The 17,808-nt window shown below is 47.2% G+C and carries 13 protein-coding genes; 3 read left to right on the forward strand and 10 right to left on the reverse strand.

The genetic code is table 11. The features are described 5' to 3' along the window. Positions 1–9 precede the first annotated feature (9 nt). The 5 genes from accB to HRQ85_RS23005 form a co-directional block, all read right to left on the reverse strand. Positions 10–462: an acetyl-CoA carboxylase biotin carboxyl carrier protein gene (gene accB, locus HRQ85_RS22985; protein ID WP_017062707.1), complete on the reverse strand. Its 453-nt coding sequence runs from the start codon at positions 460–462 to the stop codon at positions 10–12. A 74-nt stretch (positions 463–536) separates the two neighbouring features. Further along, positions 537–986 (reverse strand): type II 3-dehydroquinate dehydratase, encoded by a 450-nt coding sequence (gene aroQ, locus HRQ85_RS22990; RefSeq protein ID WP_010435475.1) that lies wholly within the window; start codon positions 984–986, stop codon positions 537–539. Between the two features lie 322 nt (positions 987–1,308). Beyond that, positions 1,309–3,258, reverse strand: a complete 1,950-nt coding sequence (gene acs, locus HRQ85_RS22995) for an acetate--CoA ligase (protein WP_009844693.1) — start codon at positions 3,256–3,258, stop codon at positions 1,309–1,311. Positions 3,259–3,476: 218 nt separating this feature from the next. Next, the gene (locus HRQ85_RS23000) at positions 3,477–4,109 is read right to left on the reverse strand and encodes a 3'-5' exonuclease (protein WP_172380680.1); all 633 of its coding nucleotides are present in this window, start codon (positions 4,107–4,109) and stop codon (positions 3,477–3,479) included. Between the two features lie 11 nt (positions 4,110–4,120). Further along, positions 4,121–5,953, reverse strand: a complete 1,833-nt coding sequence (locus HRQ85_RS23005) for a DUF294 nucleotidyltransferase-like domain-containing protein (protein ID WP_172380709.1) — start codon at positions 5,951–5,953, stop codon at positions 4,121–4,123. A gap of 232 nt (positions 5,954–6,185) precedes the next feature. Between HRQ85_RS23005 and HRQ85_RS23010 the strand changes: the two genes are divergently transcribed. Both HRQ85_RS23010 and HRQ85_RS23015 read left to right on the forward strand, forming a co-directional pair. Next, the gene (locus HRQ85_RS23010) at positions 6,186–7,382 is read left to right on the forward strand and encodes a 3-phenylpropionate MFS transporter (RefSeq protein ID WP_017062710.1); all 1,197 of its coding nucleotides are present in this window, start codon (positions 6,186–6,188) and stop codon (positions 7,380–7,382) included. Positions 7,383–7,500: 118 nt separating this feature from the next. After that, positions 7,501–10,932, forward strand: a complete 3,432-nt coding sequence (locus HRQ85_RS23015) for a hybrid sensor histidine kinase/response regulator (protein WP_172380681.1) — start codon at positions 7,501–7,503, stop codon at positions 10,930–10,932. Positions 10,933–11,015: 83 nt separating this feature from the next. Here the strand turns inward: HRQ85_RS23015 and HRQ85_RS23020 are convergent, their stop codons facing one another. From HRQ85_RS23020 to HRQ85_RS23035, 4 genes are all read right to left on the reverse strand, one after another. Then, positions 11,016–12,401: a class II fumarate hydratase gene (locus HRQ85_RS23020; RefSeq protein ID WP_172380682.1), complete on the reverse strand. Its 1,386-nt coding sequence runs from the start codon at positions 12,399–12,401 to the stop codon at positions 11,016–11,018. Positions 12,402–12,413: 12 nt separating this feature from the next. Next, positions 12,414–12,800: a hypothetical protein gene (locus HRQ85_RS23025; RefSeq protein ID WP_081090254.1), complete on the reverse strand. Its 387-nt coding sequence runs from the start codon at positions 12,798–12,800 to the stop codon at positions 12,414–12,416. A 200-nt stretch (positions 12,801–13,000) separates the two neighbouring features. Beyond that, positions 13,001–14,704: a sodium:solute symporter family protein gene (locus tag HRQ85_RS23030; RefSeq protein ID WP_065677172.1), complete on the reverse strand. Its 1,704-nt coding sequence runs from the start codon at positions 14,702–14,704 to the stop codon at positions 13,001–13,003. Positions 14,705–14,714: 10 nt separating this feature from the next. Further along, positions 14,715–14,981, reverse strand: coding sequence for a DUF4212 domain-containing protein (locus HRQ85_RS23035; protein ID WP_010435433.1), 267 nt, complete (start codon positions 14,979–14,981; stop codon positions 14,715–14,717). A gap of 413 nt (positions 14,982–15,394) precedes the next feature. Between HRQ85_RS23035 and HRQ85_RS23040 the strand changes: the two genes are divergently transcribed. Further along, positions 15,395–17,146, forward strand: coding sequence for a potassium/proton antiporter (locus tag HRQ85_RS23040; protein ID WP_172380683.1), 1,752 nt, complete (start codon positions 15,395–15,397; stop codon positions 17,144–17,146). Here HRQ85_RS23040 and HRQ85_RS23045 read toward each other — a convergent pair. Then, positions 17,143–17,772, reverse strand: coding sequence for a response regulator (locus HRQ85_RS23045; RefSeq protein WP_048605445.1), 630 nt, complete (start codon positions 17,770–17,772; stop codon positions 17,143–17,145). The genes HRQ85_RS23040 and HRQ85_RS23045 overlap by 4 nt on opposite strands. Positions 17,773–17,808 lie beyond the last annotated feature (36 nt).

A 17,808-nucleotide genomic window follows, 5' to 3' on the forward strand; every position in this document is an offset into this window, starting at 1 on the left:
TGCTCTCTATTATTCGATAATTACTAGAGCTTGGTCGAATTCTACTGGTTGACCGTCTTCAACTAGGATTGCTGTTACAACACCAGATTTATCAGCTTCGATTTGGTTCATCATTTTCATTGCTTCAACGATACATAGCGTTTCGCCAGCAGTTACAGATTGACCAACTTTAACGAATGGTTTTGCGTCTGGGCTTGGAGCGCCGTAGAAAGTACCAACCATTGGAGAAAGAACTTGGTGACCAGCTGGAACTGCAGGAGCCGCTGCTTCTGCTGCCACAGGTGCCGCCGCAGGAGCTGCTGCCGCTACAGGTGCTGGAGCAGCTGCATATTGAACAGGTGCTACAGGTGCAGTGCTGTTACGACTGATTCGTACTGACTCTTCACCTTCAGAGATTTCTAGCTCAGAAATACCAGACTCTTCAACCAATTCGATTAGCTTTTTGATTTTGCGAATATCCATTGTTTCTTTCTCTTTATCTGTTAATTGAACTTACTCTATGATTGAGTAGGTTAGTAATAGTTCGTTGTTTATGTTTACTTTGAGTTGAGCTTGCTGAGCGCAGCGGTCAAAGCAAATTGATAACCTTGGGCACCTAAGCCACAAATCACACCTTCTGCTTTATCAGATAGGTAAGAGTGGTGACGGAATGGTTCACGCGCGTGAACATTCGATAGATGAACCTCAATAAATGGGATTGCAACGCCAAGTAGTGCATCACGCAGGGCCACACTGGTATGTGTAAAGGCTGCTGGGTTGATAATAATAAAATCAACATTTTGATAAGCACTATGGATAGCTTCAATCAGTTCATACTCACGATTTGACTGTAAGTGAGATAGCTCAACATCGTGTGCTTTCGCTTGCTCGGTCAGTGAGCTAATAATCTGGTCAAGTGTTTGAGAACCGTAGTGTGCAGGCTCTCTAAGGCCTAACAGGTTAAGGTTTGGGCCATTTAAAACTAGAATGCGAAACTTTGTAGACATCGTGGGGCTATCTTCCTTTATCGTGTTTACGAACGTGAATGTTGCCATTTTATTGAAAATTTGCGGTTAATTTCTAGTGAGAAAAACCCAAATTTAAAAATTAGAACCAGATTATAGCTAATTCAGCGCAAATCGCAGCAATTTACTGGTCTAATCTCCTATTGATACAGCTTGGAATTGTTACCAACTTAACAAAAAAGCGTCTTAGCCTTAATTTGGGGCGGGATATTTGAGATCAAGATCAGCCATAAAAAAACCGCCACATAGGTGACGGTTTAGAAATTGCTGTTTTAAACAGTGATTAGCTGCTGTGACTGGTTGCTTATGCCAGTTCTGCTTTCTCGGCAATCAGCTTATCAACCACGCTTGGGTCGGCTAGTGTCGAGGTATCACCTAGGTTACCTGTATCGCCAGTCGCGATTTTACGCAGGATACGACGCATGATTTTACCCGAACGAGTTTTCGGTAGAGAGTCGGTCCAGTGCAGTACATCTGGCGTTGCAATTGGGCCAATCTCTTTACGTACCCAGTCTTTCACTTCTTTATGAAGCTCTGCAGTTGGGAACTCACCATCATTTAGCGTGATGTAAGCGTAAATCGCTTGGCCTTTAATATCATGAGGGATGCCCACAATTGCAGCCTCAGCAATCTTATCGAACGCAACTAGAGCCGATTCAATCTCAGCGGTACCCATACGGTGACCTGATACGTTAAGCACGTCATCGACACGACCAGTAATCCAGTAGTAACCGTCTTCATCACGACGAGCGCCATCACTGGTAAAGTACATGCCTTTAAAGGTCGAGAAGTAAGTCTGTTCGAAGCGGTCATGATCGCCATGAACGGTACGCATTTGGCCTGGCCAAGAGTCAAGAATCACTAGGTTGCCGTCTGTTGCACCCTCAATGATGTTACCCATGTTATCAACCAGCGCCGGTTGCACACCGAAGAATGGACGAGTTGCAGAGCCCGGTTTCAGGTCTGTTGCGCCCGGTAGCGGTGCAATTAAGATACCGCCCGTTTCCGTTTGCCACCATGTATCAACAATTGGAGACTGCTCATTGCCGATTGTTTTGTAATACCACTCCCACGCCTCTGGGTTGATAGGTTCACCCACTGAGCCCATGATCCTTAGGCTGTCACGAGAAGTACCTTCAACGGCTTCATTGCCTTTCGCCATCAGTGCACGAATAGCCGTTGGCGCAGTATAAAGAATATTAACTTGGTGCTTATCGACCACTTCACTCATGCGGCTGGTGTTCGGGTAATTTGGCACGCCTTCAAACAGAATCGTTTTTGCGCCATTAGCAAGCGGCCCGTAAACAAGGTATGTGTGGCCGGTAATCCAACCCACATCGGCTGTACACCAGAAAGTCTCGCCTTCTTGGTAATCGAATACGTATTTGAATGTCATTGCTGCATAAACAAGGTAACCACCTGTGGTGTGCATAACACCCTTAGGTTTACCCGTTGAGCCTGACGTATAAAGGATAAATAGTGGATCTTCTGCGTTCATCTCTTCTGGTGGGCAATCTGCAGATACGTTAGCAATAGCATCGTGCCACCACACATCGCGGTGTTCGTGCCATGCAACATCACCGCCAGTGCGTTTGAATACCACAACCTTCTCGATGTTTTTCACTTCAGGGTTCGTCAGTGCTTCATCAACATTCTTCTTCAGTGGCACCGCACGGCCGCCACGCACGCCTTCATCGGCAGTGATAACGACTTTAGAGTTTGAATCGATAATACGACCAGACAGTGCTTCTGGTGAGAAACCACCAAATACGACTGTGTGAACCGCCCCGATACGGGTACACGCCAGCATGGCTACTGCCGCTTCTGGCACCATTGGCATGTATAAACAAACCACATCACCTTTGCGTACGCCTTGCTCTTTTAGAGCATTTGAAAACAGGCACACTTCTTTGTGTAGTTCATTAAAAGTTAGAGTTTTGTCATCAGCCGGGTCATCGCCTTCCCAGATGATAGCTACTTCATCACCGCGCTCAGCAAGGTGGCGGTCGATACAGTTAGCCGAAACGTTAAGCGTGCCATCTTCAAACCAGCGAATATCAATGTGGCCAGGGTCGAAAGAGGTGTTTTTTACTTGTGTGAAAGGTTTGATCCAATCAACGATTTTTCCGTGTTCACCCCAAAAGCCTTCAGGGTCAGAAACAGATTGCTGGTACATGGCTAGGTAAGTGTCATTATCCGCGTGTGTGGTTGATTTAATATTTTCTTTTACCGGATAAACGTGGGCTTCACTCATTGCATCTCTCCTTGTGCCTACATTCCTAATGAACTGGCAACTTCCTTTGTGTTCAGTTTCTAGGTCTATTACAGAACCGTCTTAGTGTTATCACTCTCGGCTAGGACGGCGATTTCCACAATTAGACTTTAGGATGAGACGCTGCTTTTCACTTACAAAATAGCGAGTTAAGTTCATTTTTGAGATGTTGCTCTCTATGTGAAGCGCCAGTGGTTGAATTAAGAATAAGAAGAGTTGAAACGGGGTAGGTCACCATGTTTCAGGCGCACAAAAATCAGCGCAGCGGAGATAGCGTCTTGTAATGCATCATGTTTATTGACCGGTATCGGTAAATCGAGCTGGCGACAGATGGCGTCCATACTGAGATCAAAATAGGCATTGGGCAGCTGTCTTTCGAGTTTGTCTTGATAGAGTTGGCTCACTTCGACTAATCGGTTAGGCAGTGGAAATCCAAGCTGTTTTAAACAGGCGCGGTCGAGAATTTTTTTATCATAGCGGATGTGATAGCCGACTAAAGGACGATTTCCAATGAAGTTCAGTAGCTCGATTAAAGCCTGTTTTTCTTCGATGCCGTGCTTTAGATCTTGGTGACGAATGCGGTGGATTTTTATTGAATTGCAATCGAGCGATTGTGGGGCGCGCAATCGGACTTCAAAAGGTTGGCTGGTAATGATTCGATTGCCGATGATCTTGGTCGCGGCAATGGTGACTAATTCAGCCTGATTGGGGTCTAGGCTGGTGGTTTCACAATCGAGCGATACATATTCATGATCAATAGGCGCAGTAAACAAAGGCTGATACAGAGAGCCTTTGAGTTTGTGATGCCAGTAATAGAGAATCAACCTATTCATCGTTCAATCGCCTAATCCCGTATCTGATAGTGGTAGCCGAGCCATTGCTTGAATTTCTTCACCACGTGCAGGCTATGACGAAGCAGATCTCTGTCTGCTCGCTCCATCAGTTTAACGTTGATCTTGTTGCTGCTGTGCTGCTGAGAAAGTCTTTGGGCTAAGCGCCACTTAAAGAATTGCTTGAGTGCTTCACTGAGATTATCGGCAGTACTTTGCTCAAGCACTTTCTTGCTAACCAGTTGCTCAATGCGTTCGAAGGTGTTGTTTACGGTGACACCATGCTCTAGGCAAAGCGCTCTCACACCATGCACGATAGGGAAAATACCGCCTTGTTTGATATCGAGCCCTGACTTGGATTGCTTCACATTACCAAACAGGGTCAGGGGAACTGAGAAGTTAAGGGCAGGGCGGCAGAACTCCGTCAGAATCAATTCTTGTCCGAGCATTAAATCACTGAGGTGCTGCTTTACAGGTTTTAATAACTCTCTATTACCCGCTACTGCGTGTGCATCTGCCATGATCGCAATATCCATCACGGTGTCTGGCGTAGCTTTTTTTACCCAATGGGTAAGGGTTTGTTTCCACTCTTGTTCTGAATGCACCCATTTCGGATTGTTGACCATCACGTTGCCCGGGCACAGTGGGTAACCCAATTGTTGAAGGGTATGAGTGAGGTCGTTCATGGCACTTTGGCATTGATGCCACTCCAAGCCATCTTGAATTATTAGCGCGTTGTCTTGATCGGTTTTGAGAATTTGTTCCCCACGGCCTTCGGAACCCAGCACGATTAGGCAGCAATGATTATGCAGTGCAGGTGGGATCACCAACTCAAAAGCCTTCTCTATGATCTGTTCGTTGACCGCAGAAATCAGCTCCATGATAAAGCGTGTGCGAATCCCATTACTGAGCAAGCTCTCGACCAGTTGACGTTGTTTGTTGGATGCCATTGCCAATTCTTCAACGCTGGTGGCGCGCGCAATACGCAAAGTAAGAACGTGGGAGTGTGTGGAGAATGCACTGAGAATCTGTGTCATATCCACCATGCCGACCGCATTTCTACCATCACAAACCATCAACCTTTTTACTCGATTTCTGGTCATGGTAATCATGGCGTTAAATAAGAAATCGCCTTGGTTCACGTGCATCACCGGAAACGTTGCGATCTCACCGACAGGCGCATCCAGTGGGAAATTATCGAGCATCACAGCATGCAATAAATTGGTTCGAGTGACGATTCCATACGGTAAGGAACATGATGATCCAAAAGCTTTTGGATCATCATGTTCCAAATGGACTAGGGCCGAGTCTAACCCTTGTTCTTTAAGGGTTTGAGTGACTTGGTTGATAGGTTGGTTTGGTTCAAGTATCAGTGGTGGGTGATAGATAGAGTCATCCACTTTGGTCAATATAAACTCGGCAAGGTTCTGTTGCTGCTGGGCGGCTTCTATCAAAGCTTTTCGTGTTGATAGGTTGCTATCAAAGTAGGCCGCGAATTGGCCATTGGCGTGGTAAAGCTCAAGAAAAATCTCGGTGGGCAGCAGATAACTTAATGTATCTTCGAGTGCGATATATTGGTGTTTGGTGTGAGGTTCAAACTGGCTGCGGACATCAAAAATATCGTCATTGGCATAGTGTGCGTAAATCTCGCCATCACTGCTCGCGCGCTCTTCAACTGCCCCTTTGATCAAAATATGCAGGTGTCGGCTCGGCCTTTCAGCTTCCAGTATCACTTCTTGAGAACGGTAATAGACCACGTCTAATGAAGAGCGCAGCTTCAACTGCTCAGAGTCAGACAGGCTATCGAAGGGTGGGTGCTGCATATTAAATTTGTCAGGCATAAGCATCACAAGAAGAAATGGGAGTCTTTAATCAGTCTGACAAAATACCAGCGAAGCTCCAGACGACTTTAGTCTAAATGCGAGTATGGGTATTGATGAGCGTGAAATCTCTTGTTGAAATGCGATACCCAGACCCATTGAATATGGGAATACTATCCCAGTAATAATTCCCTTTTTCATCGTATGCGAGATAGGCATAATTGGTGCTGCCTTTTTCCGCACACTTTATAGGTCATTTATGTTTAGCCCTTCACCCTATGGCTGGATCTCTCAGTATTTTCTTGGTTTCTTTTTTGCGTATGGCGTGTATTTGCCATTTTGGGCGTTGTGGTTTGAAGACCAAGGCGTGTCTGCTGGTGATATTGGCGTATTGATTGGTATCGGCTTTGCGACTCGTTGTGTGGCTAACCTAGTGATTACGCCGCGTATCCATAAAGTGGAACACTTGATGCCAGCGCTACGCTGTTTGAGTTTCGCTGCGCTGCTGTTTGTCGGTTTCCACTTCTTCACCGGTGGCAGCTTTATACTGATGTTGTTGGCAACGGTACTGTTTAACCTCTGTTGTGGGCCGATCATTCCTCTTTCTGATGCGATGGCTAACCATTACAGTCGTTTGAAAATGCTCGACTACGGCCGAACTCGCCTTTGGGGTTCAATTGCCTTTATCGCAGGTTCAACGGTGGTTGGCTATTTGGTGGCACAATTTGGCACCGACATGATTTTGTATACTGCACTTGCGGGCGTGTTGTTGTCATTGATTCTGGCGATGAGAAATCCTAACGTGATGCCAGTAACGCAATCTGAGCAACAAGCGGCGCGACCAAAACTAGGTGAACTGCTGCGTGAGTCGTCAGTGGTAAAATTTTTAGCCTTGATGGCGCTGCTGCAAGGTAGTCATGCGGCTTACTACAGTTTTAGTGCGATTTATTGGAAAGAAGCGGGTCACTCAGAAGCGATCATCGGTTACTTGTGGAGCCTAGGTGTTGTTGCTGAGGTGGCAGTATTTGCTCTGAGTAAGCGATTATTCTCAGGCTGGTCACTGCGTACTTTGTTTGTTGTCGCAGCTATTGGGGTGATGGCGCGTTGGGGTATTACCGCATCAACGACAGCGATTTTCGCACTGGTTATGGTGCAGCTACTGCATGGCGTGACCTTTGCCATGGCACACATCGCCGCGATTCAATACATTCAATCTGAAGAACAAAACAAGATGGTTGCGTTACAAGCTCTGTATAACGCGATTCCATTAGGTGCCTTTATTGCATTAATGACTACCTTAAGTGGTTGGGGTTATGAGCTTTGGGGCGCAAATATCTTCTGGGGTATGGCTGCAATGGGTGCACTTGCTCTGTTCATTAAGTTGGATGAAAGAAGTTCAGTGGTTGAGATTAATCAATCAGATTCGGAACAGTCAGAATCTCACAGCAAATGCTGATAATTAGAGTCTAAAGCACAGAATTTAAGCGATGCGATTGAGTTAATCACCCATCCTTAGTTAAATGAAACCTCTCCCTTATGGAGAGGTTTTTTTATGGATGAGAAAAGGGTTTTCAATGCAAGGATGGATAGTAATTCCAGTCTCTTTAGCCTACTTGGGCGTGTTATTTCTGATCGCTTGGTATGGAGACAGGCAGGTTCGTTGGCTATCGCGTTGGCGCCCGTGGATCTATAGCCTTTCGATTGCCGTGTATTGTACCTCTTGGACCTTCTATGGAACGGTCGGGCAGGCGAGCAATAACCCTTGGTCCTTTTTACCCATTTATCTCGCCCCGATTCTGGTCTTTACACTAGGCTGGCGGATCTTGGCGCGACTGATCCTGATTGCGAAGCGGGAGCACATCACTTCCATTGCCGACTTTATCGCGGCTCGTTATGGAAAATCTCAGGGTTTAGCGGTGGCGGTGACGGTTATCGCCGTGGTCGGTATCCTTCCTTATATCGCTCTGCAGCTGCGTGGTATTACCATGGGGTTGGATATTGTTGCGCCCAACCTAGCGGCCGACTTCGGTTATCAGGACTATCATGTGTCTTGGTTTGTGGTCGGTGCTTTGGCCATTTTTACCATGCTGTTTGGTACAAGGCACATCGATAACACAGAGCATCACCGTGGCATGATGATGGCGGTGGCGTTTGAATCCATCGTTAAGCTCGCGGCATTCTTGATCGTTGGCCTGTTTATCATGTATCTGGCGATGAGCAGCGACAAAATCGACCTACTTGATGTGGCAGCTTCTACCTACGAATCACCGAATATTCCGACCTTAATTATTCATACCGTTTTGACCATGTTGGCGATTGTCTGTTTGCCACGCCAGTTCCATACCATGGTGGTAGAGAACGAACGTCCTCAAGACCTACATACCGCTCGCTGGTTGTTTCCGCTTTACCTGATTTTGATGGGACTGTTCGTGCTGCCAATTGCTTGGGCAGGACAAGGTCTACTTACTGGCATGCCAGCGGATACCTACGTGATCAGTGTGCCAATGGCAGAAGGTGCGAATCACATTGCTTTGCTGGCTTTCCTTGGTGGTACTTCGGCGGCGAGCGGCATGGTGATAGTGTCGACCATCGCCTTGGCGATCATGGTGTCGAATGATTTAGTGATGCCATTGTTACTGCGCCGTATGCGCCTAACCCAAAGAACCCATCGACATTTTTCTGGCCTGCTATTGGTGATTCGCCGCGGGCTAATTTTACTGCTGTTACTGGGTGCTTGGCTGTTTTATCAAGCGCTCGATACCATTCACTCTCTGTCTGCAATTGGCTTTCTTTCGTTTGCTGCGATTGCTCAATTCGCGCCAGCACTTATCGGTGGTTTGTACTGGCGCCCGGGTAACCGCAAGGGCGTGTATGTCGGCTTAATGGTGGGCTCGTTGATTTGGCTGATTACCCTAATGAGCCAAACCAGCATGTTGGCGGGCGATAGTGAAAGTAACCTTTTACTTTGGATTATTACGCCGCCAGAGTTACTCAGCAGTTGGGATATCAGCAGCTCGAACTGGGGCATTGTGCTGAGTATTGTGCTCAATACCTTGTGCTATGCCGTGGTTTCGATGACGACCAGACCAAGCCTAAGTGAGCGCTTACAATCAGCGGCATTTGTTGGCACACCACTGCCTGAGAACGAGAATATCAGCCTCTACCAGAACCGTGTGACAGTCGCTGAATTAGAGATGTTGGCGTCGCGTTTTGTGGGCCGTAAGCGTGCCAAAAGTGCCTTACACAGCTATTGGCAACAACACGAGCAGCCGCTGCTTCCTAATCAACAAGCGCCTGCAAGTCTGATTCGACACGCAGAACGAGTGCTCGCCGGAGTATTCGGTGCTTCGTCTGCTAAGTTAGTGCTTACTTCCGCTTTGCAGGGCAGAAACATGCAGCTTGAAGAAGTCGCGACCATCGTGGATGAAGCTTCGGAACTGTACGATTTCAGCCGCGGTTTACTGCAAGGCGCGATTGAACATATTGGCCAAGGCATCGCAGTAATCGACAAACAAATGAGGCTAGTGGCGTGGAATCAGCGCTATCTAGAATTGTTTGAATTCCCTGCGGGTTTGATTCAGGTTGGACGACCCATTTCCGATGTGATTCGCCACAATGCCGAGCAGGGTTTGTGTGGCCCGGGTGACCCGGAAGATCACGTTCGCCGCCGTGTTTATCACCTTGAACAAGGCACTCGACACACTTCTTCCCGTATTCGTCCTGATGGCCGAGTGATTGAGGTGCAAGGTAACCCTATGCCAAGTGGTGGCTTTGTGATGAGTTTTACCGATATCACGGTATTCCGACAAGCAGAGCAAGCGCTAAAAGATGCCAATGAAAGCTTGGAATCGAGAGTGCATGAGCGAACTCAAGAGCTCGAAAAACTCAATCATCGCTTGGTAAAAGCCACGCAGATTTCGGATCAAGAATCACAATCTAAGAGTCGCTTCTTAGCGGCGGTCAGCCACGATTTGATGCAGCCGCTTAATGCCGCACGCTTGTTTGCTTCGTCACTGTCTGAGGTAGCAAAAGAGCAAGAGGTGAAGCAACTTTCATCTCACATCGAGAGTGCACTAGGCGCCGCAGAAGATTTGATTGGTGACTTGCTGGATATCTCTCGATTGGAATCCGGAAAGTTAGAAACCAACATTCACGCGATTGCTGTGCACGATGTGTTAACCAACTTGAACGCGGAATTTAGCGCCTTAGCGAGACAACAGAAAATTGAGTTTAAGATGATTCCGTCGTCACTGTTCATTCACTCAGACCCTAAGCTGTTAAGGCGTGTGATTCAGAACTTTTTGACCAATGCGTTCCGCTACAACCCGGAAGGGAAAGTGGTACTGGGTGCGAGAAGAGTGAATGGACAGGTACGAATCGATGTGTGGGATAACGGAACTGGTATCGATGAAGACAAGCAACAAGAGATCTTCGAAGAGTTTACTCGTGGCAGCCAAGTACGAGCTGATCAAGGATTGGGGTTAGGGCTGGCTATCTCGAAAGGTATTGCTCATGTGCTTGGCCATCAAATTTCGATGCGCTCATGGCCGGGGCAAGGCAGTGTCTTTTCCATCACCTTGGCTAGAGCGGAAAAAGTGGCTCCAGTTGTGCAAGCTTTGACGCCAATGGCGACCAGCGACATCGAACACCTCAAGATATTGTGTGTCGACAATGAACGAGAGATCTTAGTCGGTATGGAGAACCTGATTGGCCGCTGGGGCTGTGAGGTTAAGACGGCGGTTGATCTGGTCGAAAGTTTGCAGTGCCTAGATGAAGGTTGGCTGCCAGATGTCATTTTCTCAGATTACCGTTTGGACAATGGCAGAACGGGTCTCGAAGTATTACAGCAGTGTCGCTTGCGCCTTGGTGATTCTTTTGAAGGGGTCATCATCAGTGCCGATAGAACCGATGACATGTTGGCAGCGATAAAGGCCAACAGCTTTAGCTTTATTGCCAAGCCAGTGAAACCGTTAAAACTCCGAGCGGTATTGAATCGCGTGAGCTAGTTTAATTAACTCTTAGATATTAAAAAGGCCTCAGCTGAGGCCTTTTTCGATCTGTTCGCTCGGTTATGGATGACCGATTTACTTTAACCCGCGATACCGCCTTGAGTGAGTGTAGTTGGATCAAGCAGTTTGCTGAGATCTTCTCGGCTAAGATCGGCTTCTCTTTCTGCTACATCCAGAATTGGTAGGCCTTCTTTATAAGCTTTCTTGGCAATATCAGCCGCCTTCAAGTAGCCAATCACAGGGTTAAGTGCGGTCACTAGGATTGGGTTCTTTGACAAGGCTAAATCGAGGTTATCTTGGCGCACAGTGAAGGTCGCGATGGCTTTGTCCGCTAAAGCGACTGAGCTGTTTGCCAGAAGTTCAATACTCTCTAAGACGTTATGAGCAATCACTGGCAGCATCACATTCAGTTGGAAGTTACCTGATTGTCCAGCTACGGTAATGGTGGTGTCGTTGCCAATGACTTGCGCTGCCGCCATAGCTGCAGCTTCTGGAATTACAGGGTTTACCTTGCCTGGCATGATAGATGAGCCTGGCTGTAGCGCCTGCAATTCAATTTCCCCTAAGCCAGCCAATGGCCCAGAGTTCATCCAACGAAGATCGTTTGAGATCTTCATGATCGCAACTGCTGCAGTTTTGAGCTGCCCAGAAAGCGCAACGATCGCGTCTTGACTGCTGAGGTTAAAAAAGAAGTTTTCACTCGAGCTAAAACTGATCTTTGTCGATTGAGACAGGTTACTCGCAAACTTATCGGCAAAGCGTGGGTCAGCATTGATCCCTGTTCCAACCGCAGTACCACCTTGTGCTAAAGCCTTGATAGCGGGCAGGGTGTTCTCTATTGCTTGCTTAGCGTGTTCTATCTGAAATTTCCAACCACCTAGCTCTTGAGCAAAGGTCATTGGCATGGCATCCATTAGATGAGTGCGACCTGTCTTCACTACCTCCGCAAGCTCCTGTTGCTTGATAGTGAGTGCTTCCGCAAGGTGGGTTAATGCTGGCAACAGCTTATTTTCAGCCATCAAAGCAACGCTCACTTGAATTGCGGTTGGCACCACATCGTTACTGCTTTGGCCCATGTTGACGTGATCATTGGGATTTACGTCGCCTTGCAAGCTTCTTGAAGCAAGCGTAGCAATCACTTCGTTGGCATTCATGTTGGAGCTGGTGCCAGAACCGGTTTGGTAAACGTCGATCGGGAATTGATCGAGATGTTTGCCCTCAATGATCTCTTGGCTGGCTTCGGCTATCGCATTGGCAATATCACCCTCCAGTAGACCTAACTGAGCATTGGTATCTGCCGCTGCCTGTTTAATTAACGCCAGTGCTTGAATAAAACTGGTCGGCATCTTGTGTGAGCTAAACGCGAAGTTATCCGCTGCACGCTGAGTTTGTGCTTGGTATAGCGCATCGGCAGGGACTTTCACTTCGCCCATGCTGTCTTTTTCAATCCGAAATTGTAGGGTCATGTTCTATCCTTGTTAGCCAAGTGGGGCTTGGACTTGTTGTAGTGTTTGGCTGAGATTCAAAAAACGCGCTTGGCCTTGCGGTTGCTGGCAGTAGTGGCGCTTCAAATAAAATAGTGGTGAGTGAATAGAGTCTAGGCAGATATGACGAAAGGCGAAACTGCGCTCAGGAGACTCAATCGCTTCAATCAAATGAAAGAAAACTTGGCGTAGATACAGCTCGCACAACAAGATGTTTTCTTGAGCGGCATGTTTTTCATAGTAAGCCGAAAGCGTCAGTGCACACTCGATATACTCTCGAATTACAAACGGCTCATGGCCTTGAACTTGTTCTAATGAAGCAAAGCGATCCTGTGCTTTGTAAAACCTCGAATAGAGAACCTGCTGCTCTTTCATCATCATCTGCATCTCTTTATTGGATGTTAATGATAATTATTATCAAATGAGATTTTAAAAACAACCCTTTGTTTCTCTTTTTATAAAGTGAGCAGAAAAAGAAAAAGCCGATACACGAAGTATCGGCTTTCTGGAGTCAGTACCTAATCCCTACAATGTAAGTACTGATTCATTTTTTGCTAAACATCTTTGTTTAGTGGTTGTGCTTAGTGGTCGTGAGCTTCACCTGCACCTTTCGGGTAACGGATGTTCTCAACCATCTCTTGTACATCTTCTGGAACTTCAGCTGTCACTTTGTTCACTGCAATTGATACTACAAAGTTTAGACACATACCTAGCGTACCGATGCCCTCTGGGCTGATACCAAACCACCAGTTTTCAGGTGTGCTTGCTGCTGGGTTAATGAACTTGAAGTAGATGATGTAGCTTGCTGTGAAGGCAATACCTGACAACATACCTGCAATTGCGCCTTCCTTGTTCATCTTCTTGTAGAAGATACCTAGGATAATCGCTGGGAAGAAGGATGCTGCGGCTAAGCCGAAGGCAAACGCTACTACCTGTGCTACAAAGCCTGGTGGGTTAATACCTAAGTAACCGGCACCGACAATCGCGACCATGGCTGCCAGACGAGCGGCTAACAGCTCCTGCTTGTCGGTCATGTTTGGTCTGAAGCCTTTCTTCAACAAGTCATGTGAAATCGACGTTGAGATGACCAATAGTAGACCCGCGGCTGTTGATAGTGCGGCTGCTAGGCCACCGGCTGCAAGCAGTGCTACAACCCAGTTTGGTAGTTTCGCTAGCTCTGGAGAAGCCAGTACGATGATGTCACGGTTAATCTTCATCTCGTTGCGCTCATCGCCCGAGTAGAACATTTTGCCATCGCCGTTCTTATCTTCCCAACCTACTAGGCCAGTGCTTTCCCAGTTTTTGTACCAGCTCGGTGCGTCTGCTGCTGCGACACCTTGCATGTCAGGGCCGTTGATTGTTTCGATCATGTTTACACGAGCGAATGCTGCAACGCCCGGTGCTGTTGTGTATAGCAATGAGATGAACAATAGAGCCCAACCCGCTGAGATACGAGCATCACGTACTTTTGGTACCGTGAAGAAACGAATGATTACGTGTGGAAGACCCGCAGTACCGACCATTAGAGCCGCACAGATGAAGAATACATCCACCATGCTCTTGTTACCTTCGGTATAGGCGGTAAATCCGAGTTCTTCGGTCAGTCCATCCAGTTTATCAAGAAGGTAAACATCTGTGCCTGATAGCGTAGAGCCCATACCAACTTGTGGAAGTGGGTTACCTGTCATCATGATTGAGGTAAAGATTGCTGGAACAAGGAAGGCGAAAATGAGGACACAGAATTGAGCTACCTGCGTATAAGTGATGCCTTTCATGCCACCTAGTACTGCGTAGAAGAACACAATACCCATACCAATGATGATGCCTAGGTTAATATCAACTTCTAGGAAACGAGAGAATACAACGCCCACACCACGCATCTGGCCTGCAACGTACGTAAACGATACGAAGATTGCACAGAATACCGCTACCATACGTGCCGTTTTCGAGTAGTAACGCTCACCGATGAAATCAGGAACCGTAAACTGACCGAACTTACGTAGGTAAGGTGCTAAACATAGCGCAAGTAGTACATAACCACCTGTCCAACCCATTAGGTAAACCGCACCGTCATAACCAACGAATGAGATGATACCTGCCATTGAGATGAATGATGCTGCCGACATCCAGTCAGCGGCGGTCGCCATGCCGTTTGCTACTGGGTGTACACCACCGCCAGCAACGTAGAACTCACTAGTCGACCCTGCACGAGCCCAGATTGCGATGCCGATATATACCGCAAAAGTAATACCGACGAGAATAAACGTCCAAGTTTGAATATCCATGTTCTAGCCTCTAGTCTTCCTGTACGTTGTATTTTTTGTCGAGCGCATTCATGCGGACAACGTAAATAAATATCAGCGCCACGAAGGTGTATATCGAACCTTGCTGAGCGAACCAAAATCCTAGCTTGAACCCGCCAAACTGAACGGTATTGAGGGCATCCACAAATAAGATGCCAGCGCCGTAAGACACTGCAAACCAAACCGCGAGCAGTGTTCCCATAATTCCCAAGTTTTCCTTCCAGTAGGCTTGAGCATGTTCCGTAGATTCGAACGCCATTGCCTTCTCCTTTATTCCGTTTTCGTAGAAACCGTTTTTGTAAATGGCTGTGTTAACGTAATGTTACGATTTAGAATGTAGCAAGGATAAGTAAAGGGATCTGTGCAACTTTAGTCGGGACACTATTAGCGCTAATCCACTGAAATATGGGAGTTGGAAGACATAACCATAGAAAAATGTGATGTTACAATGTTGTTAAATTAGCCTAAGGTCTAACAAAAACGCATGAATTAGTATGCGAGTCATAAAATTTAACAACTAAATGACCGAGAAACGGTATTTAGTCCTGCATATGACACGAAGCGAAACATAAGTTTGTTATAGTATCAGCGGCACTTTTACCGACCGCGCCTTGCTTAACGGCAGAAGATCAACAGGCTTAAAGCTCGGGTTTTATTCTTTGGGGGGACGAATTGGACGCAATAACTATTAACCACTTATTTTTAACTGGTGCGGTGCTCATCGCTATCAGTGTGCTTTTTTCGCAAGTGTCCTCTCGCTTGGGCGTTCCTATTCTTTTGATCTTCCTTTTCGTTGGCATGCTAGCCGGTGAAGACGGACCCGGTGGCATCAATTTTGATGATTACTCACTCACTTACTTGGTGAGTAACCTTGCGCTTGCTGTGATCTTGCTTGATGGCGGTATGCGCACCAAGGTTGCGAGTTTCAAGGTCGCTTTTTGGCCTTCGCTCTCGCTCGCGACAATAGGCGTGGCATGTACCGCGACTCTTACTGGTTTGATGGCCGCGTGGCTGTTCGACTTATCATTGATGCAGGGCATCTTGGTTGGCGCGATTGTCGGCTCGACCGATGCGGCTGCGGTATTTTCTTTGCTGAAAGGGCAGAGCCTCAATGAGCGTGTTGGCTCAACCCTAGAAATTGAATCCGGTACCAACGACCCAATGGCGGTGTTCCTGACGGTGACCTTAATTGCGCTGCTGGGCACGCCTGATGCTGAAATGGGGATGAACTTCCTACTGAAAAGCTTCGCGATGCAGTTTGGTATCGGCACCCTTGTCGGCATAGGCGGTGGCTGGCTTCTATGGAGTCTTATCAATCGAGTGCAACTGGCTGACGGCCTTTACTCTATTTTGGTGCTCAGCGGTGGTGTGGCGCTGTTTGCGTTCTCTAACATGCTGGGCGGCAGCGGTATCTTATCGATCTACCTTGTAGGCCTGTTCATTGGTAATCGTCCGACGCGCTCTCGACACTCGATTCTTAATGTCCTTGATGGCATGACGTGGTTAAGCCAAATCGTGATGTTCTTGGTGCTGGGTTTATTGGTGACGCCATCAACGTTGATGGACATTGCTCTGCCTGCGCTAGCACTGGCCTTCGGTATGATTTTGTTTGCTCGTCCGCTGTCGGTTTGGCTAGGTTTACTGCCATTTCGAAGCTTTACTACCAAGGAGCGCTGGTTTGTTTCTTGGGTAGGTTTGCGTGGTGCAGTACCGATCATCTTAGCGGTCTTCCCTATGATGGCTGGCCTGCCTAATGCTCAGCTGTATTTCAATATCGCCTTCTTCGTGGTTATGGTTTCGCTGATTGTTCAAGGCGGTAGCTTGATGAAAGTCGCAAGACTCGCTCAAGTGACTTTACCACCGACGCCAACACCGATTTCTCGTACCGGTATGGAGATTTATCCGACCAGTGAGTGGGAGATGTTTGTTTACAAGTTGAAAGACGAGAAGTGGTGTGTCGGTGAGCCGCTTAAGCGCTTATCTATGCCTGAAGGGACGCGCATTACGGCACTGTTTCGACAAGATGCGATGCTCCACCCATCAGGCAGCACCGTGTTAGAGGCGAACGATATCTTATGTGTGCTTGGTCAAGACAAAGATTTGGACAGCTTAAGTTCGTTGTTCAGTGAGGCGCCTCTAGCAGAAGAAGCGGCACGATTCTTTGGTGACTTCTTCTTGGATGTTGAACTATCAGTTGCGGCAGTGAGTGATTGTTATGGTATTGAACTTGGCTCGGAAGAAGAGCGAGAAATGACGCTAAAACAATTGGTTGCTCAAGAGCTTGGCACACACTCTGTATTGGGTGATAGCTTTGAGTGGCATGACATCACTTGGGTAGTTGCAGAGATAGATGATCATAAAGTCGTCAGGTTGGGTTTATGTTTACCTAAGACGACTTTAGAAGAGGATATCAGCGAAGCTTAATTGTGGACTTCTTGTAGCAAGATAACCGCTTGAGTACGATTTTTCACATCCAGTTTACGGAAGATGGCCGTCATATGTGCTTTGATGGTCGCTTCCGAAACATTCAATTCATACGCGATTTGCTTGTTAAGCAAGCCGTCAGAAAGCATCCCTAATACCTTGTACTGCTGAGGCGTCAGTGTGGAAATCTTTTCTGCAAGGTCGCTACACGCTGCATTATTGGTGATAAGCCCTTCAGGGAAGAACGGGTCGCCATTCAGCACTTGATTCAGTGCGCTCACCAACTCACGCATATCACTCGACTTAGGAATAAAGCCAAAGGCACCGTGGCTCTTCACCTGAGTGACCACGCTGGCATCTTCACTGGCAGAGACCACCACAATCGGTAGATCAGGGTATTCAGCGCGAAGTTGAATTAAGCCTGACATGCCATTGGCACCCGGCATTTTCAGATCGAGCAGTAATAGATCCGGCTCATCTTCTTTCTTTAGCAGAGTCAGTAAGGCATCGAGAGAATCGGCCTCAAGCAGGTTCGCACCGCTGATCGCCATATGAACTGACTGAAACAGGGCGTTGCGAAAGAGAGGGTGGTCATCAGCAATGATGATGGTATAGGTCGAGTCCATGACGTTCATACTTTTAACAATTTAGTTAATATTTAT

It is taken from the genome of Vibrio sp. Vb339, assembly GCF_902751245.1.
In the GTDB taxonomy this organism is placed as follows: Bacteria; Pseudomonadota; Gammaproteobacteria; order Enterobacterales; family Vibrionaceae; genus Vibrio; species Vibrio coralliirubri.

Coding starts and splice junctions, on each gene's coding strand:
- accB (WP_017062707.1), bottom strand. CDS start 462: ATGGATATTCGCAAAATCAAAAAGCTAATCGAATTGGTTGAAGAGTCT.
- HRQ85_RS23035 (WP_010435433.1), bottom strand. CDS start 14,981: ATGGCGTTCGAATCTACGGAACATGCTCAAGCCTACTGGAAGGAAAAC.
- acs (WP_009844693.1), bottom strand. CDS start 3,258: ATGAGTGAAGCCCACGTTTATCCGGTAAAAGAAAATATTAAATCAACC.
- HRQ85_RS23025 (WP_081090254.1), bottom strand. CDS start 12,800: ATGATGATGAAAGAGCAGCAGGTTCTCTATTCGAGGTTTTACAAAGCA.
- aroQ (WP_010435475.1), bottom strand. CDS start 986: ATGTCTACAAAGTTTCGCATTCTAGTTTTAAATGGCCCAAACCTTAAC.
- HRQ85_RS23020 (WP_172380682.1), bottom strand. CDS start 12,401: ATGACCCTACAATTTCGGATTGAAAAAGACAGCATGGGCGAAGTGAAA.
- HRQ85_RS23010 (WP_017062710.1), top strand. CDS start 6,186: ATGTTTAGCCCTTCACCCTATGGCTGGATCTCTCAGTATTTTCTTGGT.
- HRQ85_RS23000 (WP_172380680.1), bottom strand. CDS start 4,109: ATGAATAGGTTGATTCTCTATTACTGGCATCACAAACTCAAAGGCTCT.
- HRQ85_RS23005 (WP_172380709.1), bottom strand. CDS start 5,953: ATGCTTATGCCTGACAAATTTAATATGCAGCACCCACCCTTCGATAGC.
- HRQ85_RS23015 (WP_172380681.1), top strand. CDS start 7,501: ATGCAAGGATGGATAGTAATTCCAGTCTCTTTAGCCTACTTGGGCGTG.
- HRQ85_RS23045 (WP_048605445.1), bottom strand. CDS start 17,772: ATGGACTCGACCTATACCATCATCATTGCTGATGACCACCCTCTCTTT.
- HRQ85_RS23030 (WP_065677172.1), bottom strand. CDS start 14,704: ATGGATATTCAAACTTGGACGTTTATTCTCGTCGGTATTACTTTTGCG.